This is a genomic window from Escherichia sp. KTE96 (genome assembly GCF_000408525.1).
Taxonomy (GTDB): Bacteria; Pseudomonadota; Gammaproteobacteria; order Enterobacterales; family Enterobacteriaceae; genus Escherichia; species Escherichia marmotae.
Genome location: NZ_KE137149.1, coordinates 854,834 through 876,923 on the forward strand (window position 1 = coordinate 854,834; position 22,090 = coordinate 876,923).

Here is a 22,090-nt window from a genome sequence, read left to right on the forward strand (position 1 = left end):
TCCTCCGTCTTTCCCACTGAAGTGTCGTTCACGGTTGGCGATCGCGCAAATGTGCGCTGAAGGTTTCTGCATCCATAAAGCCCGTGACTCGTGCTTGTGGATGCTCCTGACCTTGTCCGTCAAAAAACAGAATCGTCGGTAGGCCAAGGACATTTAGATGTTTTAACAGCGCCACATCTTGTGCGTCGTTGGCAGTGACGTTGGCCTGAAGTAATACCGTGTCTGCTAACGCTTTTTGCACCTGCGGGTCACTGAAGGTGTTTTTTTCGAACTCTTTACAGGCGACGCACCAGTCGGCATAGAGATCTAGCATTACCGGTTTGCCTTTGGCTGCAACGAGCGCCTGATTTAACTCATCTACTGTTTTGATTTTTTTAAAGTTGAGATGGGTCTGAGATTGTGCCGTGCTCGTCGCGCCAAACGCCCAATCCTGGAGTGGGCGCACGCTTACCAGCGCGGCTGCCAGCAGGATAATTTGTACCATGCGCATCCAGCCGCGTTTGGCTTGTAAGCTGGTGACAAACGCCCAGCCAAAGAACGCGACGCCAAGCGCCGACCACAAGCGTAATCCCCAGGCATCGCCAATCACCCGCTCCAGCAGGAAGACCGGCAGCGCCAGGATTACAAAACCAAACGCGGTTTTGACCTGTTCCATCCACGGACCGCTTTTCGGCAGCAGACGGTTGCCGAAGACAGTAATGAGTATCAGCGGTAGTCCCATGCCCAGCGCATAGAGATAAAGTGTACCGCCGCCCAGCCACATGTTCCCGCTTTGGGCGATATACAGCAGAATCGCGCTAAGTGGCGCGGTAGTGCATGGTGAACAGATCAATCCGGCAATTGCGCCCATAACAAACACACCGCCAGGCGAGCCGCCTTGCTGGCGATTACTCATCAGCGTGAGGCGTGTTTGTAGGGAAGAGGGAAATTGCAGGGTAAACAAGCCAAACATCGACATCGCCAGCAAGGTAAAGACGATAGCGAGGCCGATAAGCACGTAAGGATGCTGTAGCGCCGCCTGGAACTGTAATCCCGCGGCGGCAACCACCAGACCCAGTGCCGTGTAAGTCAGCGCCATCCCCTGAACATAAATAAAGGTCAGCAGCAATGCTCTGGCGGTGGATAGCCGCTGTTTACCGCCCAGTACGATGCCGGAAATCAGCGGGTACATCGGCAGCACGCATGGTGTGAAGGCGATGCCGATACCGATCAACAGCGCCCAGAGTGCAGAAAAGGGCAGTTGCGCGGCGGGTTGCTCTTGCTGCGGAACTGGCGCAGGTTGTGGCGCCGCGTTGTTGGCGAGCACTTCGCTTAACGGCACTATTTTAGTTTCTGGCGGATAACAGAAACCGGCGTCGGCGCATCCCTGGTAAGTAATCGTCAACGTCGCACCAGCACCCGCCTGATTGATGGTAACGGGAAGCGTCAGCCGCCCACGGTAAATCTCGCTTTTGCCGTAAAACTCATCTTCATGCCAGACACCTGACGGCAGTTGCACGTCGGCAATCTTCGCCTGTTCAGGCGTAATACGGATCTGTTTACGGTAGAGGTAATAACCGTCTTTGATCTGCCAGCTCAGATTAAGGTCATGCTGGTTTTGCTGAAAATCAAAAGCAAAGGCTTGATCCGCGGGGACGAATTGGGAACGTCCAGGCGCGTCGAATAATCCGGCAAAAACGGAAGTGCTGCAAAATAGCAGGATCAGCGTAAAGATGCGTTGAGCCATGAGAGGTAATCTGTGTCTCCATGTGTAACAGGTAAAACCAGAAGTTCAGGTGTTTGATAAGGATGATGAGCCTTCAGGCATTCCAGCAGTGCCTGCTGGTGAGCTTTATCGGTTTTTAAGATCATCTGTACTTCATATTCCTGTTCCAGCTTACCCTCCCAGTAATAGAGAGAGGTTGCACCGGGGATCAGGGTTGCGCAGGCCGCCAGTTTTTCTGCCAGCGCTTTGGCAGCCAGATCCTGGGCTGTCGCTTCATCCGGCGCGGTACACAGCACCACGACAGACGCGGTATTCGAACTTTTTTCATCAAGCATAAACACCTCGCTAGAACAGATGGAACCGCAAGAGAGAGGTCACTATACAACGGACGAGGGAAGGATGTTAGTCGGTGGGAAAGAAAGCGGGGCGTGAACGCCCCGCGATTTGTTATTACAGCATCACACTGCCCAGCAGGAAGCCGAAGCAAACGGCCAGGGCAACACCCAGAGTACCCGGGATGAAGAACGGATGGTTGAAGACGAATTTACCGATACGAGTTGTACCCGTGTCATCCATCTGTACCGCCGCAACCAGCGTCGGGTAGGTCGGCAGAATGAACAGGCCAGACACGGCTGCGAAAGAAGCAACAGCGGTCAGCGGAGAAACGTTCAGCGCCAGAGCCATCGGCATCAGTGCTTTTGCGGTTGCAGCCTGAGAGTACAGCAGAGCAGAAGCAAAGAAGAAGATGACAGCCAGCAGCCACGGATGACCCTGAATCACTTCACCAGCGGTATCTTTGATCCAGTCGATGTTGTTGGAAACGAAAGTATCGCCCAGCCATGCAACACCCAGGATACAAATACAGGCGCTCATACCTGCTTTGAAGGTGCTGGAGTTGAGGATGTTGTCGGTATCCACTTTGCAAAGAATAGTGGTCAGGGTTGCAACACTCAGCATGATAATCAGGATGGCGTTAGTGGTGTTCATCAGCGGTTTCTCAACCAGACCCATGCTCGGGCTGTTGATGATCGCATAGATAACCACGCCGACTACGCCCAGCAGGAACAGCCAGACGGACGCTTTCGCGCCTTGTTTGATTTCAATCTGCTTCTCACCGCGCAGTTCAACTAAACCTTCTTCCAGACGCTTGCGATAAATCGGATCGTCAGACAGCCTGGAATTGAACAGCATGGTGACCAGGAAGGACATCACCAGAACCGCCAGCAAGGTGGACGGGATGACCACGGAGAGCAAATGGAGGTAGCTGATGCCATGACCTTCCATTACGGAAGACATGTAAACCACTGCCGCAGAGATTGGCGATGCGGTGATCGCAATCTGCGCGGAAACTACCGCAGTAGACAGTGGACGGCAAGGTTTAACGCCTTGTTCCTTCGCTACTTCAGCGATAACTGGCAGCGTTGCCAGAGAGATGTTGCCAGTGCCCGCAAAGATGGTCAGGAAATAGGTCACGATCGGTGCGAGGATCGTGATGTATTTCGGGTTACGGCGCAGCAGCTTTTCTGTCTGGTGAACCAGATAGTCCAGACCGCCAGCAACCTGCATGGCAGAAATAGCAGCGATAACCGCCATGATAATGGAAATTACATCGAACGGAATGTTACCAGGCTTGACGCCGATAGCGGCAAGAACCAGCACCCCCAATCCACCTGCAAAACCAATACCAATTCCCCCTAATCTGGCGCCCAAAAAGATCGCCAGCAAAACGATGATGAGTTCTACAACTAGCATATTAGCCTTCCTTGTTTTTTAACAAGTTGATATCAGGTTGTTGTTTTTAAGTTACTGCTCACAAGAAAAAAGGCACGCCATCTGACGTGCCTCTTTTATTTGTACTACCCTGTACGATTACTGTTCGCTTTCATCAGTATAGCGTTTTGCTTTGTAAGCCGGATGCATCAGGTTCTGTACGGAGAAAATATCGTCTAGTTCCGCTTCAGTCAACAGACCGCGCTCCAGAACGACTTCGCGCACGCTCTTACCTGTTTCGGCACAGATTTTACCCACGATGTCACCGTTGTGGTGACCGATGAACGGGTTCAGGTAAGTGACGATACCGATAGAGTTGTAAACGTAACCTTCGCACACTTCTTTGTTAGCAGTGATGCCGTTAATGCATTTTTCCAGCAGGTTGTAGCAAGCATTGGTCAGAATGTGAACGGATTCAAACATCGCCTGGCCAATGACCGGCTCCATAACGTTCAACTGAAGCTGACCTGCTTCTGCTGCCATGGTAACAGTGGTGTCGTTACCGATGACTTTGAAGCATACCTGGTTAACTACTTCCGGAACTACCGGGTTTACTTTTGCTGGCATGATAGAAGAGCCTGCCTGCAGTTCCGGCAGGTTGATCTCATTCAGGCCGGCACGTGGGCCAGAAGAGAGCAGGCGCAGGTCGTTACAGATTTTGGACATCTTCACAGCCAGGCGTTTCAGCGCGCCGTGAACCATAACGTAAGCGCCGCAGTCAGAGGTCGCTTCGATGAGGTCTTCAGCCGGAACGCATGGGAAGCCAGTGACTTCAGCCAGTTTTTTCACTGCCAGCGGAGAGTACTCTTTCGGCGTGTTCAGGCCAGTACCGATGGCAGTTGCGCCAAGGTTAACTTCCAGCAGCAGTTCAGAGGTACGTTGGATGTTTTTCACTTCCTCTTTCAGCAGGATGCTGAAAGCGCGGAATTCCTGACCAAGGGTCATTGGTACTGCGTCCTGCAGTTGGGTACGACCCATTTTCAGGATGTCCTGGAATTCGACAGCTTTACGCTCAAAACCTTCGCGCAGTTGGTTAATAGCATCTACCAGTTTAATCAGGGAAGAGTAAACTGCGATGCGGAAACCGGTCGGGTAGGCGTCGTTGGTGGACTGACATTTGTTAACATGGTCGTTCGGATTCAGGTACTGATATTCACCTTTCTGGTGTCCCATCAGTTCCAGACCGATATTGGCCAGCACTTCGTTGGTGTTCATGTTGACGGAAGTACCTGCGCCGCCCTGGTAGACGTCTACCGGGAACTGATCCATGCATTTTCCGTTATTCAGGACTTCATCACATGCAGCAATGATTGCATTCGCTACACTTTTAGGAATGGTTTGCAGCTCTTTGTTTGCCATAGCTGCGGCTTTTTTAACCATTACCATACCGCGAACAAATTCAGGAATATCGCTGATTTTGTTGTTGCTGATATAGAAGTTTTCAATCGCTCTCAGAGTGTGAACACCATAGTAGGCATCAGCTGGAACTTCCCTGGTACCCAACAGATCTTCTTCGATACGAATGTTGTTTGACATGTGAACCTTCTTTTTCAAGCTGCCAATGATTTGCTTTAAACACACAGAATATATGTGGTTTCGAATGTTTTTCGACCGACGATTATCCCCTGCATCAGTCGAATACTCGGGATCATATGTTGCTTGAGGATTTCTACCGTAATCTGGATCACTTTAAGTGTCGGTTTTTACCCCTTAATTATTAATTTGTGAAATAGATCACCGCTTTGGGATTACTACCAAAAATAGTTGCGCAAACGTCTTGAAATTTTGCTAATGACCACAATATAAGCTGAACGCGATTCGCAAACCATTCAGGCGGCCGGATTTAACCGGTTGCTATTACAGGAGAAACCTTTGCGCTGGTTACCTTTTATTGCCATTTTCCTTTATGTCTATATCGAGATTTCAATCTTTATTCAGGTTGCCCACGTATTGGGGGTATTACTCACTCTTGTGTTGGTTATATTCACGTCAGTTATTGGTATGTCGCTGGTACGTAACCAGGGATTTAAGAATTTTGTGCTGATGCAACAAAAAATGGCGGCGGGAGAAAATCCGGCGGCGGAAATGATTAAAAGTGTTTCGTTGATCATTGCCGGTTTGCTGCTTTTATTACCGGGCTTTTTCACCGATTTCCTCGGTCTTCTTCTTTTATTGCCACCAGTGCAGAAACATCTGACCGTGAAGTTGATGCCGCATTTGCGTTTTTCCCGTATGCCGGGCGGTGGATTTAGTGCCGGAGCCGGTGGCGGCAATACTTTTGATGGTGAGTATCAGCGTAAGGATGACAACCGCGATCGCCTTGATCATAAAGACGATCGTCAGGATTAATGTTGAAACGCCGGATTATGTGGTTATGCCATTTTCCGGCGTTTTTCGTTTCGGCAGGAACAACCACAGTCCCGCCAGCATGATCAATGCATACACGCTTTTCCAGCCGACCATCGCCAGCAACAGGATGCATAGCAGTCCGCCAATCACCGCCAGTAGCCGATAACGTCCCTTTAATAATTTACAGCCAGCCAGCATGCACAGCAGATAGATCATAATAAAGATGCCGTTGGCATAAATGATGAGTGCGTCCAGATTGATCTCTAAAGTGTGAATCACCAACGTGCTCACCACGCAACAGCCGAGCACTGCATTGAGGGCATTGTTCGGGATATGGCGAGAAGAGAGGCGCGCCAGGTAGTGGTTGGGTTTATCTTGCGCCTGCGACCAGACCAGGCGGGCGAAACTCTGTATATAAATGTTGAGGCTGGCAAAGCAGGCCAGATAGCCAATCACGCAGGCAATCCACAGCGCCCCTACACCGAACAGTTGCACCACAATTTCCGGAAGCGATGCTGCCGCCGCCATTTTTTCACCGTAGGCGTCGAAGTGTAAGACGACAACCGTACACCCCCAGTAGACTAAACCTGCCAGCACCAGACCAATCATCAGAGCGCGGGGGAAATCACGCTCCGGATTTTTAAATTCTGAGGCAAGGTGAGCAAACGCCTCCAGACCGACAAAGCACCAGAACATTACCGATAACGCAGCAAATAGCCCGGAAAGTTCGATATCACCTGGCGCAGGGAAGGGGATATTCGCAGGTTTAATATCGGCCGCCCACCAGACGGCGACAATCAGCGCGACGATAAGTCCGGCAATAACCGTTTGTAGATTCGCACTGGAACTGGCACCGCGAGTACCGATATACCACACCAGCGCCAGCGTACCGAGTTCAGCCATCAACAGTTGCCAGCCATACCAGCCAAACATCGCCTGGCCGAATCCGGCGGCAATTTGCAGCGCAGCGGGCAAGCCAACGGGAATAACTGATAAAAATAACCAGCCTGTGACTCGCTCAAGCCGCGAACCGAACGCCATGCCGACAAAATGCGCCACACCGCCCGCGCTGGGGTAGTGGCGACCCAGAATCGCAAACACGATCGCAATCGGGAAAACTAAGATTATCAGAACAGGCCAGGCCCACAGGCTATTATTGCCTGCCACCAGGGCGGCTAAGGCAGGAACGGCAAACACGCCGGTGCCTAACAATGAAGTCGATAACAGGCCGATGCCCTGGGCCAGCCCCAGTTCTTGTTTGAGTCCACTCATGGGTTGATGTCCGATTGCGCCCAAATTTTGGGCAACTGCGCAGGTTTTTGATGGTAGCACAATCAGATTCGCTTATGACGGCGATGTCGAAATTGCGATGAAACGTGAGGTGAATCAGGATTTTTACCCGATTTTGTGCTGATCAGAATTTTTTTTCATTTTCCCCCTTGAAGGGGAGAGGCCTCATCCCCATTTCTCTGGTCACCAGCCGGGAAACCACGTAAGGTCCGGCGTCACCCATAACAGATACGGACTTTCTCAAAGGAGAGTTATCAATGAATATTCGTCCATTGCATGATCGCGTGATCGTCAAGCGTAAAGAAGTTGAAACTAAATCTGCTGGCGGCATCGTTCTGACCGGCTCTGCAGCGGCTAAATCTACCCGTGGCGAAGTGCTGGCTGTAGGCAATGGCCGTATCCTTGAAAATGGCGAAGTGAAGCCGCTGGACGTGAAAGTTGGCGACATCGTTATTTTCAACGATGGCTACGGTGTGAAATCTGAGAAGATCGACAATGAAGAAGTGTTGATCATGTCCGAAAGCGACATTCTGGCAATTGTTGAAGCGTAATCCGCGCACGACACTGAACATACGAATTTAAGGAATAAAGATAATGGCAGCTAAAGACGTAAAATTCGGTAACGACGCTCGTGTGAAAATGCTGCGCGGCGTAAACGTACTGGCAGATGCAGTGAAAGTTACCCTCGGTCCGAAAGGCCGTAACGTAGTTCTGGATAAATCTTTCGGTGCACCGACCATCACCAAAGATGGTGTTTCCGTTGCTCGTGAAATCGAACTGGAAGACAAGTTCGAAAATATGGGTGCGCAGATGGTGAAAGAAGTTGCCTCTAAAGCGAATGACACTGCAGGCGACGGTACTACCACCGCAACCGTACTGGCTCAGGCCATCATCACTGAAGGTCTGAAAGCTGTTGCTGCGGGCATGAACCCGATGGACCTGAAGCGTGGTATCGACAAAGCTGTTACCGCTGCAGTTGAAGAACTGAAAGCGCTGTCTGTACCGTGCTCTGACTCTAAAGCTATTGCCCAGGTTGGTACTATCTCCGCTAACTCCGACGAAACCGTAGGTAAACTGATCGCTGAAGCGATGGACAAAGTCGGTAAAGAAGGCGTTATCACCGTTGAGGACGGTACTGGTCTGCAGGACGAACTGGACGTGGTTGAAGGTATGCAGTTCGACCGTGGCTACCTGTCTCCTTACTTCATCAACAAGCCGGAAACTGGCGCAGTAGAACTGGAAAGCCCGTTCATCCTGCTGGCTGATAAGAAAATCTCCAACATCCGCGAAATGCTGCCAGTTCTGGAAGCTGTTGCAAAAGCAGGCAAACCGCTGCTGATCATCGCTGAAGATGTTGAAGGCGAAGCTCTGGCAACTCTGGTTGTTAACACCATGCGCGGCATCGTGAAAGTGGCTGCGGTTAAAGCACCGGGCTTCGGTGATCGTCGTAAAGCAATGCTCCAGGATATCGCTACTCTGACCGGTGGTACTGTAATCTCTGAAGAGATTGGTATGGAACTGGAAAAAGCAACCCTGGAAGACCTGGGCCAGGCTAAACGTGTTGTGATCAACAAAGACACCACCACCATCATCGATGGCGTGGGTGAAGAAGCTGCAATCCAGGGCCGTGTTGCTCAGATCCGTCAGCAGATTGAAGAAGCAACTTCTGACTACGACCGTGAAAAACTGCAGGAGCGCGTAGCGAAACTGGCAGGCGGCGTTGCAGTTATCAAAGTGGGTGCTGCTACCGAAGTTGAAATGAAAGAGAAAAAAGCACGCGTTGAAGACGCCCTGCACGCGACCCGTGCTGCGGTAGAAGAAGGCGTGGTTGCTGGTGGTGGTGTTGCGCTGATCCGCGTAGCGTCTAAACTGGCTGACCTGCGTGGTCAGAACGAAGAGCAGAACGTGGGTATCAAAGTTGCACTGCGTGCAATGGAAGCTCCGCTGCGTCAGATCGTACTGAACTGCGGTGAAGAGCCGTCAGTTGTTGCTAACACTGTTAAAGCTGGCGACGGCAACTACGGCTACAACGCTGCAACCGAAGAATACGGCAACATGATCGACATGGGTATCCTGGATCCAACCAAAGTAACTCGTTCTGCTCTGCAGTACGCAGCTTCTGTGGCTGGCCTGATGATCACCACCGAGTGCATGGTTACCGACCTGCCGAAAAACGATGCGGCTGACTTAGGCGCTGCTGGCGGTATGGGCGGCATGGGTGGCATGGGCGGCATGATGTAATTGCCCTGCACCTCGCAGAAATAAAGAAACCCTCAGGCAGAAATGTCTGGGGGTTTTTCTTTTAGTCATCTTTCTAGTATAAGATTCAAACACGGACGACGCGAGGGGCGTCCAGCTCATTGATTATGGGGAATAACATGCACGTAAAATACTTAGCAGGGATTGTCGGTGCCGCGCTACTGATGGCGGGTTGTAGCTCCAGTAACGAATTGAGTGCTGCCGGTCAGAGTGTTCGCATTGTGGACGAGCAACCAGGCGCAGAGTGCCAACTTATTGGTACTGCGACAGGTAAGCAAAGTAACTGGCTTTCCGGACAACACGGCGAAGAAGGCGGTTCTATGCGTGGTGCGGCAAACGATCTGCGCAATCAGGCTGCCGCAATGGGCGGTAACGTGATTTATGGTATTAGCAGCCCGTCGCAGGGGATGTTGTCCAGCTTCGTTCCGACTGATAGCCAGATTATCGGCCAGGTTTATAAGTGCCCGAACTGATGTGATTCCGAGGCTGGGTGACAAACGTATAATTGCCTGATGCGCTTCGCTTATCAGGCCTACATCAGGCATTGCAACTGATTGAATGCTTGAGAATTTATAGGCCGGATAAGGCGTTTACGCCGCATCCGACATGATCAACGATCACGTTATCAGTCATTTCAGGCTGGATGGCTCCAGCCTCGCATTAGCAAAGATGGGATTATTTCGCTTGTGGCGCGGCTTTGCTGATGGACTGAACGCGTAGGTGATGCAGTACGCGTAAGCATTGATCCTGGGTCAGCGGTTGGGCGTTATTTGCCGCTACGGTGCGAACGTAGACCTGACACGGCACTCCAGCGAGCTTTTTCAGTCGAGGGCTGAAATCAAGCATCCGGCGGGTGATGGCCTCCACTTCTTTACTTGCTGTCGCTTCACGTGTTTTCACCACTGCACCGCTAAATTGTTCTTTGCCACTTTCATCTTTAAAGCGATAAAGCACCGCCAGATAATGGCTAAACAAGTTTTGTTTCCATTCTGGCTGTGAATAGGTGTCATATTCCAGATTACCATTATCCTGGCAGTCGACGTCATATAATGGCAGGAAATCTAACAGCGATGTAATACGTAATGCCAGTTCACGCATTTCCGCATTATTAATTGCGTGAATGATTGCTCGCGCCAGCATTTCAATTTGCAGTTCATTGACAACTAATTCAGATTTGCTGCCGTCATGCAGAGTTAATAGGAATGTGAGATTTTCACCCTGATTATCGGTAAGTGCCAGTGTATTTACACGGCGATTAATATCAGCATTTTTAAGTTCTTCAATCTGAATTTGAGGAATATTTTCTGCCATCTTTTTCATGGCCTTATCGCGCGCTTGCTCATACTGAAGACGGTGATCAACCTCCAGTTTATGCTTTTGATGCAGACGGCTTTCCAGCGCTATCAGCAGGTCGCGCAGTTCCATCACAGACATGAAGAACAACGATTCTTTATTGCGAGGCTCTTTTATTTTCAGTGCCAGTGCAATGAAGTTATTACTCTTGCGAATAACACCAGTGTTAACACCCTTGATGCTTATGGCCATGTAGGTTCTCCCTAACCATTTCTCAATAAAATAAATAATATTAATTTATAAGCCAGATAAATGGGCTTGGTAGTAATAGTTGTTAAAATAACATAAATAGCGGCGCTCGCTCTATATAAACAGAAAAGAAAGGTTAATTATTGATATCACCTATATAAATAATAAAAATAGCAAAGCATATGAATAATTAATGGTTATGCAACGGAAAAGATTAAACTTCCCTATTTAATGGCAGGTCGCTGTACGCGTGTTCGTTGCTCTTGCCGGATGCGGCGTAAACGCCTTATCAGGCCTACAGTTCATTGAAAATTCAATCAGTTGCAATGCATCATGTAGGCCTGATAAGCGCAGCACATCAGGCAATTTCACATTTATCATCAGCTTCAACTTCCCTGTTGAATCAGTTATTGCTGACGTAGCTGCAAATCCAGCGGTGTTTTGCTGGGTTCTCCGCCTATCTCACGCGCCAGTTTTGGCACCAGATATCCCGACACCAGCGTCAGCAACTCACGCATAATCTGCCGTGCTTCATCATCGCTCACCATGAAATGCGCCGCGCCCTGCACTTTATCGAGCACATGCAGGTAATAGGGCATCACGCCCGCGTCAAACAACGCATTACTCAGGTTTGCCAGCGTTTGCGCGTTGTCGTTCACGCCACGTAACAGAACACTCTGGTTAAGCAGGGTGACGCCCACGCGTTTTAACTTAGCCATCGCCTGACGGAATGTTTCATCCACTTCATTGGCATGGTTGATGTGATTCACCAGCAGGATTTGCAGCGTAGAACGGGCAAAGCGTTCAACCAGCGCCTCAGTGATGCGCGCCGGGATCACAATCGGCAGACGGCTGTGAATACGCAGACGTTTGATGTGCGGGATGGCTTCCAGTTGCGTGAGCAACCAGTCCAGTTCGCGATCTTTCGCCATCAGCGGATCGCCGCCGGAGAAAATGATCTCGTCCAGTTCTGGATTTGCGGCAACATACTCAAGTGCAGTCTGCCAGTTACGCTTGTTGCCCTGATTTTCGGCATACGGGAAGTGGCGACGGAAGCAATAGCGACAATTTACCGCACAGCCACCTTTCACCAACAGTAATGCCCGGTTGTGGTATTTATGCAACAAACCAGGCACCACGCTGTGCTGTTCTTCCAGCGGGTCGGTGGAAAAACCGGGTGCAGTGATATACTCATCTTGCGAGGTAAGTACCTGACGCAAAAGTGGATCGTCAGGATTGCCTTTTTCCATGCGATCGATAAATGAGCGGGGCACGCGCAGGGCAAACAGCTTTTTGGCGCTGCGTCCGGCCAACAGTTTTTCGTCCGCGTCTATATTCAAAAGACGCAGAAGTTCATCAGGATCGGTCACAACATCGGCAAGTTGCGCTAACCAATCTTCTCTGGATGGGGTGTTTAGGGTTACAATATGCGCCATTTTGTGGCTTAGCTACCAATTAACAAATTTCAGAGGGCCTTATGGCAACGTACTATAGCAACGATTTTCGTGCTGGTCTTAAAATCATGTTGGACGGCGAACCTTACGCGGTTGAAGCAAGTGAATTTGTGAAGCCGGGTAAAGGCCAGGCATTTGCTCGCGTTAAACTGCGTCGTCTGCTGACCGGTACTCGTGTAGAAAAAACCTTTAAATCTACGGATTCCGCTGAAGGCGCTGATGTTGTCGATATGAACCTGACTTACCTGTACAACGATGGTGAGTTCTGGCACTTCATGAACAACGAAACCTTCGAACAACTGTCTGCTGATGCAAAAGCAATTGGCGACAACGCGAAATGGCTGCTGGATCAGGCAGAGTGCATCGTGACTCTGTGGAACGGCCAGCCGATTTCCGTTACTCCGCCGAACTTCGTTGAACTGGAAATCGTTGATACCGATCCAGGTCTGAAAGGTGATACCGCAGGTACTGGCGGCAAACCAGCTACCCTGTCCACTGGCGCTGTGGTTAAAGTTCCGCTGTTCGTACAGATTGGCGAAGTTATCAAAGTGGATACCCGCTCTGGTGAATACGTATCTCGCGTGAAGTAATACGGTTGTGGTGCGGCCTGCTGGCTGCACCATCACTTTTCAGGTCAGAGATGATGAAACGCCTTATCCTTCTTGTTTTGCTTGCCAGTACGCTGCTCACGGGCTGTAACACCGCTCGCGGTTTCGGTGAAGATATCAAACATCTCGGCAATTCCATTTCCCGCGCTGCCAGCTAATTTCCTCTTCACTTCCGAAAAATCATCAGATTCCCGTCATTTTTGGTGATGTTGTCTATTATTAATTTGCTATAGGCAAACACAAATAACATTACCTAAAAGGAAGATATTATGGTGAAGAAGACAATTGCAGCGATCTTTTCTGTTCTGGTGCTTTCAACAGTATTAACTGCCTGCAACACCACGCGTGGCGTTGGTGAAGACATCTCTGATGGCGGTAACGCGATTTCTGGCGCAGCGACGAAAGCGCAGCAATAAGCAATAACGGTACGACAGGTTTGTCGTGCCGTTTGTTTTTCCCGGCGGTAATCACTGCTGTAACCGTTGAAATTTCCTCTTAAATCGGCAAAATGCTTCTTTCACTATCAGCTTTGCGGGACGACCCGCAAACGCATCGTTTCACCGGGGACGGCCCCATTTCTCCGGAGTATTATATGTCCTGGATTATCCTGTTTATTGCTGGTTTGCTGGAAGTTGTCTGGGCGGTAGGCCTGAAATACACCCACGGTTTTAGTCGTCTGACGCCAAGCGTAATTACCGTGACGGCGATGATTGTCAGTATGGCGTTGCTCGCCTGGGCAATGAAATCGCTACCGGTAGGTACAGCTTATGCTGTCTGGACGGGGATTGGCGCAGTCGGGGCGGCGATCACCGGTATTGTGCTGCTCGGTGAGTCTGCTAGTCCGATGCGCCTGGCGAGTCTGGCGTTAATCGTACTGGGGATAGTTGGTCTGAAATTCAGCACCCATTAACTGCCGGGTTGCTGTACCCAGATAAACTTACTGACATCAAATCCTTCCCGGGTTGCGACCGCCAGCATCTCCTGTTTAACTTCGCTAGAAATAGTTGGCGTGCGGGAGAGTATCCACAGGTAGTCGCGATCCGGGCCGCAAACCAGCGCGTGGCGATACTCCCGGTCGAGCGCAATGACGTTATAGCCGCCATAGAAAGGGCCAAAGAATGACACTTTCAGCGCTGCGCGATGCGGATCTCCGGTAAAGTACGCTTTCCCTTCGCTCTGTTGCCACATCTCCCTGTCCGGATTATAGCCTTTGTTGATGACATTCAATCCACCATCATCCCGCAGGCTATATGTCGCGGTGACTTTCTCCAGTCCGCGTTCAAAGCGGTGATCAAAACGGGCAATCTCATACCAGGTGCCAAGATAGCGCTTAGCGTCGAAATTATTCACTACGGTCACGCCACGCGGCGGCGTAGGTGAACTACAGGCAACGACAAGAAATGCCGCTGTCGCTGCGGCAACAAGAGGGAGCAGGCGCATAGATGTTTCCTTACTGGTTTTTTTCTAAGTGTAGATGACAGCAAGGAAAAGCGGAGAAAAGGCCCGTAAATTCGGGCCATCTTCGTTGTTATTGCAAAGCGTTGAGGATCTGCCAGGCGGCGGCGACTCTCACCGGGTTTGGATAGTTTTTGTTAGCCAGCATCACAATACCCAACTCTTTTTCTGGGATAAATGCGACATAGCTACCAAATCCGCCGGTCGCCCCTGTTTTATGTACCCATGATGCGCGCACAGCAGGAGCAGGGGGCGTAATCGCTTTTACTGGTCGTGCTGCCAGTGCAATTTTATTGTCGCTGCCATTAATGATGCTGTCAGGATTTACCGGCCAGTCCAGCATTTCCCAGCCCAGGCCTTGATACATATCGCCAATTTTCCAGTAGCGAGATTGCGCCAGTTGGATACCTTGCTGAAGTGTTTTGTCATTGATATTACGAGGATCTATATTGCTTTGTAGCCAGCGGGCCATGTCTTCAATCGTCGATTTCACACCGTAAGCTTCAGCATCTAACGCCCCTGGCGAAACATGCACCGCCTTACCTTCGCGATATCCCCAGGCGTAATTCTTTTCTTCTGCAGGCGGCACATTAATCCACGTATGGGTGAGTTTGAGTGGCTGGAAGACACGGGTATCCATTGCCTGTTCAAAGCTCAAACCAGACGGCTTCACAGCTAGCGAGCCGAATAAACCGATACTGGAGTTGGCATACAGACGTTGTGTTCCTGGCGTCCAGTCAGGCTGCCAGTTTTGATAGAAGCGCAGCAAGTCGCTTGAGGATTTAACGTCATCCGGCACTTGCAATGGCAGGCCGCCAGCGGTGTAGGTTGCGAGATGTAATAGCGTGATCCCGTTCCACTGTTTAGCGGTAAGTTCAGGCCAGTATTTTGTGACGGGATCGCTTAGATTTATTTCCCCTCGAGCAATAGCGTCGCCACCAAGTACGCCCGTAAATGTTTTGCTGACCGAGCCTAACTCAAACAACGTTTGCTGCGTGACGGGCTGCTTTTTATCTACGTCCGCATAGCCCCAGGTAAAGTAATAAGGTTTGCCCTGGTAAATCACTGCAACGGCCATGCCCGGGATTTTTTGTTGTTCTATAAGCGGAGTCATTGTGCGATGCACAATATCGTTGAGCTGTTGGGGGGCGGCAAGTGCGGAGCAAGAGGCGGTAATCAGTAAGGCGCAGAGCGTCATTTTGAGCATAAGGTCTGGTTCCCATACAAAACGGCCCGCCATAGGCGGGCCGGATTTACATTGGCGATGCGTTAGATTGTAACGACACCAATCAGCGTGACAACTGTCAGGATAGCAGCCAGACCGTAGAAAACCCATTTGCCCGCAGGCACGTGGATTTTCAGATCGTGCATCGCGTGGTGCATACGGTGTAAACCACACCACAGCGGCAGAACGATCATCAGGAACAGGAATACGCGACCAATGAAGCTCTGCGCGAACGCCAGAACGCGTTCGTAGCTCAGAGCATCACCCGGAAACAGTCCCAGCGGCAGCATAATGCCGACCAGCAGGATCATTACCGGTGCAATGATTGCGCTCCACATACCACCGGCCCCGAAAAGGCCCCAGAATACCGGTTCGTCAGAACGCTTTGGATTTGGATTAATCATCTCAGGCTCCTTACCAGTACAGGGCTACAAACAGGATTACGATGGTGGCAACCACGGTTACCGCCCAGAGACTTTTGATAATTGGCTCTGGTCCCATTTTTTCGTCTTTTACAATGATATTGGCCGCTTTCGGTGCCAGTTCAAACCAGGTTTTGGTGTGCAGCAGAGCTGCCGCCAGAGTGATCAGGTTAATGATCACGATAACCGGGTTTTGTAAAAAGTCGACGAATCCCGCCCAGGCTTCCGGGCCATTTTTCAGGGCAAACAGCCCGAAAATCAGTTCAATGCTGAACCACACAGCCGGAACCGCCGTGCCTTCGCGCAGCATGTAAAAGCGATAAAACGGCAATTTTTTCCACCAGGTGGACGTCATTGGCCGTACATACGGTTTACGTTTAGTCGTCATGTTGCACTCCTTAGCGTGGTTTCAGGGTCGCGATAAGAAAGTCTTTCGAACTTTCTACTTTGCCCTGCTGAATGGCCGCAGCCGGATCGACGTGTTTCGGGCAGACTTCGGAGCAGTAGCCCACGAAAGTACAGCTCCATACGCCGTTCTGGCTGTTCAACTGCGCCATACGCTCCTTCTTACCGTGGTCGCGGCTATCTTCGTTATAACGATGCGCCAGCGTAATGGCAGCCGGACCGATGAACTCTGGGTTCAGGCCAAACTGCGGGCACGCGGCGTAGCACAGACCACAGTTGATGCAACCGGAGAACTGATGATACTTCGCCATCTGCGCCGGGGTCTGGATATTAGTACCCTGATCCGCGGTGCGGGAGTTGCCAATGATGTATGGTTTGATCGCTTCCAGACTTTCGATGAAGTGGGTCATATCGACGACCAGATCGCGTTCGATCGGGAAGTTAGCTAGCGCTTCAACCTTCATACCGTCGGTGTAGTCACGCAGGAAGGTTTTACATGCCAGTTTCGGCACGTTGTTGACCATCATGCCGCAGGAACCACAAATCGCCATACGGCAGGACCAGCGGTAGCTCAGATCCGGTGCCAGGTTGTCTTTGATATAGCCCAGCGCATCCAGTAATGAGGTGGTTGCGTCATAAGGCACTTCATAAAATGCGCTATGTGGTGCGGTATCGACTTCCGGGTTATAGCGCACCACCTCGATTTTCAGGTTCTTCATCTCAGCCATTCGCCTTCTCCTTCTTATTGGCTGCTTCCGCCTTATCGGCTGCATCCGCTTCGCCACCGTAAACGCGTTTAGCTGGCGGCAGCGTAGTAATCTTCACGTCGCTGTACTCCAGGCGAGTAGTGCCATCAGCATCGCGGAAGGCGAGGGTGTGTTTGAGGAAGTTGACGTCGTCACGCTCGGTGCAACCTTCGTCCAGACGCTGGTGCGCGCCGCGAGACTCTTTACGCGCCATTGCGGAGTGCGCCATACATTCGGCAACGTTCAGACCGTGGCCCAGCTCGATGGTGTAGAGCAGGTCGGTGTTGAACACGCTGGAGGTGTCGGTGATGCGCACGCGCTTGAAGCGTTCTTGCAGCTCCGCCAGTTTGTCGATGGTTTTCTGCATCAGTTCCGGCGTACGATAGATACCGCAGCCTTCTTCCATGGCCATGCCCATTTCGTCGCGGATCTTCGCCCAGTTTTCGCCGCCGTCCTGGTTAACCAGATCTTTCAGACGCTGTTCAACGGCAGTAGCCTGTGCATTGATTGCCGCATCGTTGCCATTACCAGCGGTAGATGCGCGCTCCATAGCTTGCTCACCGGCCAGACGACCGAAGACCACCAGTTCTGCCAGTGAGTTGGATCCCAGACGGTTTGCACCGTGCAGACCTACAGAGGAACATTCACCGACGGCGAACAGGCCCTTAATACGGGTTTCGCAGTTCTGATCGGTTTCGATACCGCCCATGGTGTAGTGCGCGGTCGGACGTACCGGAATCGGTTCTTTAACCGGATCGACGCCAACGTATGCTTTTGCCAGTTCGCAGATAAACGGCAGACGTTCGTGCAGTTTTTTCTCACCCAGGTGACGCAGGTCGAGGTATACCACATCGCCGCGTGGTGTGGAGATGGTGTTGCCTTTACGCCATTCGTGCCAGAAGGCCTGAGAAACTTTGTCGCGCGGACCCAGTTCCATATATTTGTTTTTCGGCTCGCCCAGCGGAGTTTCCGGGCCCATGCCGTAATCTTGCAGATAACGGTAGCCATTTTTGTTGACCAGAATACCGCCTTCACCGCGGCAACCTTCGGTCATCAGGATACCGGAACCCGGCAGACCGGTCGGGTGATATTGAACGAATTCCATGTCACGCAGCGGAACGCCGTGGCTCAGTGCCATGCCCATACCGTCGCCAGTAACAATGCCGCCGTTGGTGTTGTAGCGATATACGCGACCCGCGCCGCCGGTAGCCATAACCACCGCATTAGCACGGATTTGCACCAGCGTACCTTCCATCATGTTCATTGCCACCAGGCCGCGAACGTGACCATCATCGACCAGAATATCCAGCACGAAGTGTTCATCAAAACGCTGGATCTGCGGGAATTGCAGAGAGGTCTGGAACAGCGTGTGCAGCATATGGAAGCCTGTCTTATCGGCGGCGAACCAGGTACGCTCGATTTTCATACCGCCGAAGCGACGTACGTTGACGCTACCATCCGGGCGACGGCTCCATGGGCATCCCCACAGTTCCAGTTGAGTCATTTCAGTTGGGCAGTGGTGGACGAAATAATCCACGACATCCTGCTCACACAACCAGTCGCCACCCGCTACTGTATCGTGAAAGTGATATTCGAAGCTGTCATGATCCTGCGCGACAGCGGCGGAGCCCCCTTCTGCGGCAACGGTATGGCTGCGCATCGGGTATACTTTTGAGATTAGTGCGATTTTTGCATTTGGATTTGCCTGCGCGGCAGCAATTGCAGCACGTAATCCCGCGCCACCGGCACCTACAATGGCAAGATCGGCTTGAAAGGTTTGCACGACATTCCTCCAGATTGTTTTTATCCCGCAGCACCGTACTTCAGGGTAAGTGTCTGAAAGCTACGGTCTGCGAACGCTATTCCACTGCTCCTTTATAGGTACAACAGTATAGTCTGATGGATAAGTCTGAAATTTGACGAGATCGATTTTTTTAGCGTGCCGGGAGGCTAAATTATCACTGAAGATGATTAATTTAATTACTAAACCATCATATTGCGGTTTTTTTAGTCACAGCCCACCGTTGATTGATTTCTGCGTAAAATTTGTCTCGCCGTCGCGTTGCGAGTAGACTTCGTGCCCTTGTCAAAAACTGGAGATTTTACTATGAGCGAAACGGCATCCTGGCAGCCGAGCGCATCCATTCCTAACTTATTAAAACGCGCGGCGATTATGGCGGAGATCCGTCGTTTCTTTGCCGATCGTGGAGTGCTGGAGGTGGAGACGCCTTGTATGAGCCAGGCGACGGTAACCGATATTCATTTGGTCCCGTTTGAGACACGTTTCGTAGGCCCCGGGCACTCGCAGGGGATGAATCTCTGGTTAATGACCAGCCCGGAATACCATATGAAACGCCTGCTGGTTGCCGGTTGTGGTCCGGTATTCCAGTTGTGCCGCAGCTTCCGTAATGAAGAGATGGGACGTTATCACAACCCTGAGTTCACTATGCTGGAGTGGTATCGACCGCATTATGATATGTATCGGTTGATGAATGAGGTGGACGACCTCTTGCAACAGGTGCTGGACTGCCCGGCGGCAGAAAGCCTTTCTTATCAACAAGCTTTCTTGCGTTATCTGGAAATAGACCCGCTTTCTGCTGACAAAACGCAACTGCGAGAAGTCGCGGCGAAACTGGACTTGAGTAACGTTGCAGACACCGAAGAAGACCGCGACACGTTGCTGCAACTGCTATTTACCTTTGGCGTGGAACCGAACATTGGTAAAGAAAAACCAACGTTTGTGTACCATTTCCCGGCCAGCCAGGCATCACTGGCACAAATTAGTACGGAAGATCATCGGGTCGCGGAACGCTTCGAGGTCTACTACAAAGGTATTGAGCTGGCGAATGGTTTCCATGAATTGACGGACGCTCGTGAACAGCAACAACGCTTTGAGCAGGATAACCGTAAACGTGCGGCGCGTGGTTTACCACAACATCCTATCGACCAGAACCTGATTGACGCCCTGGAAGTTGGTATGCCTGACTGTTCCGGCGTGGCGTTAGGTGTTGACCGCCTGGTGATGCTGGCATTGGGCGCTGAGACACTGGCGGAAGTCATTGCCTTTAGTGTCGACCGGGCATAATTCTGAAAAGCTAGCTCAATCGCAACACAGAATGGCGTAGCTGACGCCATTCTGTAGCAGATGTTTTCATTTTCCCGCTAAAGCGCACAATTTAAGACTGGATGTTTGCTATCATCCAGGTATCAATTCTGTATTAGTTTTATTGTTGCCTGCCAATCGGTGGGTAGTGCAGTTAATTGGCGCGTTTAATATATGCGCTGAAATGAAGGATGATTCCATGCCTCACACGATAAAAAAGATGAGTCTAATTGGGCTCATATTGATGATCTTTACTTCAGTATTCGGTTTTGCGAATAGCCCATCGGCTTATTATTTAATGGGTTATAGTGCGATTCCATTTTATATATTTTCTGCATTATTATTCTTTATTCCATTCGCCTTAATGATGGCTGAAATGGGGGCGGCCTATCGCAAAGAAGAGGGCGGTATCTATTCCTGGATGAATAATAGCGTTGGGCCACGTTTTGCTTTCATCGGCACCTTTATGTGGTTTTCCTCTTATATCATCTGGATGGTGAGTACTTCCGCTAAAGTTTGGGTGCCGTTCTCAACATTCCTCTATGGTAGCGACATGACTCAGCACTGGAGTATTGCCGGGCTGGAGCCTACGCAGGTTGTTGGTCTGTTGGCTGTCGCATGGATGGTTCTGGTTACCGTCGTCGCCTCAAAAGGGATTAATAAAATAGCCCGTATTACTGCGGTAGGTGGTATAGCAGTAATGTGTCTTAATTTAGTATTACTGTTAGTGAGCGTTGCTATTTTGTTATTAAATGGTGGTCATTTCGCACAGGATATTAATTTTGTGGTATCTCCAAATCCGGGATATCAGTCCGGTCTGGCGATGTTATCTTTTGTCGTATTTGCTATTTTCGCTTACGGTGGAATTGAAGCTGTTGGCGGTCTGGTTGATAAAACGGAAAATCCTGAAAAGAATTTTGCTAAAGGTATTGTTTTTGCCGCTATTGTTATTTCGATTGGTTATTCCCTGGCAATATTCTTATGGGGCGTCAGCACTAACTGGCAGCGGGTATTAAGTAATGGTTCGGTTAACCTTGGCAATATTACTTATGTACTGATGAAGAGCCTTGGGATGACGCTGGGTAATGCACTGCATTTGTCGCCCGAAGCATCATTGTCGCTGGGGGTATGGTTTGCGCGTATTACCGGACTTTCGATGTTCCTCGCTTACACGGGGGCGTTCTTTACGCTTTGCTACTCGCCGTTGAAAGCAATCATCCAGGGGACGCCGAAAGCATTGTGGCCGGAACCAATGACGCGTCTGAACGCGATGGGAATGCCGTCTATTGCGATGTGGATGCAGTGCGGGTTGGTTACTGTCTTCATCCTGTTGGTTTCGTTTGGCGGCGGCACCGCATCGGCGTTCTTTAACAAGCTGACGCTGATGGCGAATGTCTCCATGACCATTCCGTATCTGTTCCTTGCCCTGGCATTCCCGTTCTTTAAAGCGCGTCAGGATCTCGACAGACCGTTTGTTATTTTCAAAACGCACATGTCAGCAATGATTGCCACAGTGGTTGTCGTATTGGTGGTGACGTTTGCTAACGTCTTTACCATCATCCAGCCAGTAGTCGAAGCCGGAGACTGGGATAGCACATTGTGGATGATTGGCGGCCCTGTCTTCTTCTCGCTGTTAGCAATGGCGATTTACCAGAACTATTGCGGCCGCATGGCGAATAAGCCTGAGTTAACCTTAGATTGATTGTATGCAATAACAACTCATCGCCAGTCCGGCGATGAGTTGTCTGAAAAGGAAG

General features: G+C 50.6%; 23 protein-coding genes. 10 read left to right on the forward strand and 13 right to left on the reverse strand.

The genetic code is table 11. The features are described 5' to 3' along the window. Positions 1-28: 28 nt before the first annotated feature. The 4 genes from dsbD to aspA form a co-directional block, all read right to left on the reverse strand. Positions 29-1,726 carry a protein-disulfide reductase DsbD gene (gene dsbD / locus A1WG_RS10305; RefSeq protein ID WP_001517609.1) on the reverse strand — a complete coding sequence of 566 codons (1,698 nt, stop codon included), beginning with the start codon at positions 1,724-1,726 and terminating at the stop codon, positions 29-31. Next, a complete protein-coding gene (gene cutA, locus A1WG_RS10300) occupies positions 1,702-2,040 on the reverse strand; it encodes a divalent cation tolerance protein CutA (protein WP_001517610.1) in 339 nt (112 codons plus the stop codon). Before cutA ends, dsbD begins: the two co-directional genes overlap by 25 nt. 115 nt (positions 2,041-2,155) lie before the next feature. Beyond that, positions 2,156-3,457: an anaerobic C4-dicarboxylate transporter DcuA gene (dcuA, locus tag A1WG_RS10295; RefSeq protein WP_000961962.1), complete on the reverse strand. Its 1,302-nt coding sequence runs from the start codon at positions 3,455-3,457 to the stop codon at positions 2,156-2,158. A gap of 117 nt (positions 3,458-3,574) precedes the next feature. After that, complete coding sequence (gene aspA, locus A1WG_RS10290; protein WP_001517611.1) at positions 3,575-5,011, reverse strand: aspartate ammonia-lyase; 1,437 nt, start codon at positions 5,009-5,011, stop codon at positions 3,575-3,577. 336 nt (positions 5,012-5,347) lie between these two features. Between aspA and A1WG_RS10285 the strand changes: the two genes are divergently transcribed. Further along, positions 5,348-5,824, forward strand: coding sequence for an FxsA family protein (locus tag A1WG_RS10285; RefSeq protein ID WP_001267441.1), 477 nt, complete (start codon positions 5,348-5,350; stop codon positions 5,822-5,824). Positions 5,825-5,839: 15 nt separating this feature from the next. Here A1WG_RS10285 and yjeH read toward each other — a convergent pair whose 3' ends face one another. Next, positions 5,840-7,096: an L-methionine/branched-chain amino acid transporter gene (yjeH, locus tag A1WG_RS10280; protein WP_001517612.1), complete on the reverse strand. Its 1,257-nt coding sequence runs from the start codon at positions 7,094-7,096 to the stop codon at positions 5,840-5,842. Between the two features lie 275 nt (positions 7,097-7,371). Here yjeH and A1WG_RS10275 point away from each other — a divergent pair, with 275 nt between their 5' ends. The 3 genes from A1WG_RS10275 (at position 7,372) to A1WG_RS10265 (ending at position 9,846) form a co-directional block, all read left to right on the forward strand. Continuing rightward, positions 7,372-7,665 carry a co-chaperone GroES gene (locus A1WG_RS10275; protein WP_001026276.1) on the forward strand — a complete coding sequence of 98 codons (294 nt, stop codon included), beginning with the start codon at positions 7,372-7,374 and terminating at the stop codon, positions 7,663-7,665. Between the two features lie 43 nt (positions 7,666-7,708). Next, positions 7,709-9,355 (forward strand): chaperonin GroEL, encoded by a 1,647-nt coding sequence (gene groL / locus A1WG_RS10270; protein WP_000729132.1) that lies wholly within the window; start codon positions 7,709-7,711, stop codon positions 9,353-9,355. Positions 9,356-9,492: 137 nt separating this feature from the next. Continuing rightward, positions 9,493-9,846 (forward strand): DUF4156 domain-containing protein, encoded by a 354-nt coding sequence (locus tag A1WG_RS10265; protein WP_000558209.1) that lies wholly within the window; start codon positions 9,493-9,495, stop codon positions 9,844-9,846. 202 nt (positions 9,847-10,048) lie between these two features. Here the strand turns inward: A1WG_RS10265 and A1WG_RS10260 are convergent, their stop codons facing one another. Both A1WG_RS10260 and epmB read right to left on the reverse strand, forming a co-directional pair. Further along, the gene (locus A1WG_RS10260) at positions 10,049-10,918 is read right to left on the reverse strand and encodes a YjeJ family protein (RefSeq protein ID WP_001517613.1); all 870 of its coding nucleotides are present in this window, start codon (positions 10,916-10,918) and stop codon (positions 10,049-10,051) included. A gap of 404 nt (positions 10,919-11,322) precedes the next feature. Next, positions 11,323-12,351 carry an EF-P beta-lysylation protein EpmB gene (gene epmB, locus A1WG_RS10255; protein ID WP_000940494.1) on the reverse strand — a complete coding sequence of 343 codons (1,029 nt, stop codon included), beginning with the start codon at positions 12,349-12,351 and terminating at the stop codon, positions 11,323-11,325. Positions 12,352-12,392: 41 nt separating this feature from the next. Between epmB and efp the strand changes: the two genes are divergently transcribed. From efp to sugE, 4 genes are all read left to right on the forward strand, one after another. Next, positions 12,393-12,959, forward strand: a complete 567-nt coding sequence (efp, locus tag A1WG_RS10250; protein ID WP_000257278.1) for an elongation factor P — start codon at positions 12,393-12,395, stop codon at positions 12,957-12,959. Between the two features lie 50 nt (positions 12,960-13,009). Continuing rightward, a complete protein-coding gene (ecnA, locus tag A1WG_RS0121885; RefSeq protein ID WP_000977753.1) occupies positions 13,010-13,135 on the forward strand; it encodes a lipoprotein antitoxin entericidin A in 126 nt (41 codons plus the stop codon). A 111-nt stretch (positions 13,136-13,246) separates the two neighbouring features. Continuing rightward, the gene (gene ecnB, locus A1WG_RS10245) at positions 13,247-13,393 is read left to right on the forward strand and encodes a lipoprotein toxin entericidin B (protein ID WP_000239596.1); all 147 of its coding nucleotides are present in this window, start codon (positions 13,247-13,249) and stop codon (positions 13,391-13,393) included. A gap of 176 nt (positions 13,394-13,569) precedes the next feature. Next, on the forward strand, positions 13,570-13,887 hold the full coding sequence (sugE, locus tag A1WG_RS10240) for a quaternary ammonium compound efflux SMR transporter SugE (RefSeq protein ID WP_001517614.1): 318 nt from the start codon (positions 13,570-13,572) through the stop codon (positions 13,885-13,887). On the opposite strand, the gene blc is transcribed toward sugE, so the two are convergent. The 6 genes from blc to frdA form a co-directional block, all read right to left on the reverse strand. Then, the gene (gene blc, locus A1WG_RS10235) at positions 13,884-14,417 is read right to left on the reverse strand and encodes a lipocalin Blc (RefSeq protein WP_001238372.1); all 534 of its coding nucleotides are present in this window, start codon (positions 14,415-14,417) and stop codon (positions 13,884-13,886) included. The two genes, sugE and blc, sit on opposite strands and share 4 nt — an antisense overlap. An 88-nt stretch (positions 14,418-14,505) precedes the next feature. Next, complete coding sequence (locus A1WG_RS10230) at positions 14,506-15,639, reverse strand: BlaEC family class C beta-lactamase (protein ID WP_001517615.1); 1,134 nt, start codon at positions 15,637-15,639, stop codon at positions 14,506-14,508. Positions 15,640-15,701: 62 nt separating this feature from the next. Continuing rightward, positions 15,702-16,061, reverse strand: coding sequence for a fumarate reductase subunit FrdD (frdD, locus tag A1WG_RS10225; RefSeq protein ID WP_000609664.1), 360 nt, complete (start codon positions 16,059-16,061; stop codon positions 15,702-15,704). Between the two features lie 10 nt (positions 16,062-16,071). Further along, positions 16,072-16,467, reverse strand: coding sequence for a fumarate reductase subunit FrdC (frdC, locus tag A1WG_RS10220; protein WP_000208757.1), 396 nt, complete (start codon positions 16,465-16,467; stop codon positions 16,072-16,074). Between the two features lie 10 nt (positions 16,468-16,477). Further along, a complete protein-coding gene (gene frdB / locus A1WG_RS10215; RefSeq protein WP_000829498.1) occupies positions 16,478-17,212 on the reverse strand; it encodes a fumarate reductase iron-sulfur protein in 735 nt (244 codons plus the stop codon). Next, positions 17,205-19,013 carry a fumarate reductase (quinol) flavoprotein subunit gene (frdA, locus tag A1WG_RS10210; RefSeq protein WP_001517616.1) on the reverse strand — a complete coding sequence of 603 codons (1,809 nt, stop codon included), beginning with the start codon at positions 19,011-19,013 and terminating at the stop codon, positions 17,205-17,207. The genes frdB and frdA overlap by 8 nt, the downstream gene beginning before the upstream one ends. A gap of 324 nt (positions 19,014-19,337) precedes the next feature. Here frdA and epmA point away from each other — a divergent pair, with 324 nt between their 5' ends. Together epmA and yjeM are read left to right on the forward strand one after the other, a co-directional pair. Beyond that, positions 19,338-20,315, forward strand: coding sequence for an elongation factor P--(R)-beta-lysine ligase (gene epmA / locus A1WG_RS10205; protein WP_000004769.1), 978 nt, complete (start codon positions 19,338-19,340; stop codon positions 20,313-20,315). A 217-nt stretch (positions 20,316-20,532) separates the two neighbouring features. Beyond that, positions 20,533-22,035, forward strand: coding sequence for a glutamate/gamma-aminobutyrate family transporter YjeM (gene yjeM, locus A1WG_RS10200; protein ID WP_001517617.1), 1,503 nt, complete (start codon positions 20,533-20,535; stop codon positions 22,033-22,035). The last annotated feature ends 55 nt before the right edge of the window (positions 22,036-22,090 follow it).

Coding starts and splice junctions, on each gene's coding strand:
- dcuA (WP_000961962.1), bottom strand. CDS start 3,457: ATGCTAGTTGTAGAACTCATCATCGTTTTGCTGGCGATCTTTTTGGGC.
- aspA (WP_001517611.1), bottom strand. CDS start 5,011: ATGTCAAACAACATTCGTATCGAAGAAGATCTGTTGGGTACCAGGGAA.
- frdD (WP_000609664.1), bottom strand. CDS start 16,061: ATGATTAATCCAAATCCAAAGCGTTCTGACGAACCGGTATTCTGGGGC.
- efp (WP_000257278.1), top strand. CDS start 12,393: ATGGCAACGTACTATAGCAACGATTTTCGTGCTGGTCTTAAAATCATG.
- cutA (WP_001517610.1), bottom strand. CDS start 2,040: ATGCTTGATGAAAAAAGTTCGAATACCGCGTCTGTCGTGGTGCTGTGT.
- blc (WP_001238372.1), bottom strand. CDS start 14,417: ATGCGCCTGCTCCCTCTTGTTGCCGCAGCGACAGCGGCATTTCTTGTC.
- yjeH (WP_001517612.1), bottom strand. CDS start 7,096: ATGAGTGGACTCAAACAAGAACTGGGGCTGGCCCAGGGCATCGGCCTG.
- ecnA (WP_000977753.1), top strand. CDS start 13,010: ATGATGAAACGCCTTATCCTTCTTGTTTTGCTTGCCAGTACGCTGCTC.
- frdB (WP_000829498.1), bottom strand. CDS start 17,212: ATGGCTGAGATGAAGAACCTGAAAATCGAGGTGGTGCGCTATAACCCG.
- epmA (WP_000004769.1), top strand. CDS start 19,338: ATGAGCGAAACGGCATCCTGGCAGCCGAGCGCATCCATTCCTAACTTA.
- A1WG_RS10265 (WP_000558209.1), top strand. CDS start 9,493: ATGCACGTAAAATACTTAGCAGGGATTGTCGGTGCCGCGCTACTGATG.
- epmB (WP_000940494.1), bottom strand. CDS start 12,351: ATGGCGCATATTGTAACCCTAAACACCCCATCCAGAGAAGATTGGTTA.
- A1WG_RS10230 (WP_001517615.1), bottom strand. CDS start 15,639: ATGCTCAAAATGACGCTCTGCGCCTTACTGATTACCGCCTCTTGCTCC.
- A1WG_RS10260 (WP_001517613.1), bottom strand. CDS start 10,918: ATGGCCATAAGCATCAAGGGTGTTAACACTGGTGTTATTCGCAAGAGT.
- ecnB (WP_000239596.1), top strand. CDS start 13,247: ATGGTGAAGAAGACAATTGCAGCGATCTTTTCTGTTCTGGTGCTTTCA.
- frdC (WP_000208757.1), bottom strand. CDS start 16,467: ATGACGACTAAACGTAAACCGTATGTACGGCCAATGACGTCCACCTGG.
- dsbD (WP_001517609.1), bottom strand. CDS start 1,726: ATGGCTCAACGCATCTTTACGCTGATCCTGCTATTTTGCAGCACTTCC.
- groL (WP_000729132.1), top strand. CDS start 7,709: ATGGCAGCTAAAGACGTAAAATTCGGTAACGACGCTCGTGTGAAAATG.
- yjeM (WP_001517617.1), top strand. CDS start 20,533: ATGCCTCACACGATAAAAAAGATGAGTCTAATTGGGCTCATATTGATG.
- sugE (WP_001517614.1), top strand. CDS start 13,570: ATGTCCTGGATTATCCTGTTTATTGCTGGTTTGCTGGAAGTTGTCTGG.
- A1WG_RS10275 (WP_001026276.1), top strand. CDS start 7,372: ATGAATATTCGTCCATTGCATGATCGCGTGATCGTCAAGCGTAAAGAA.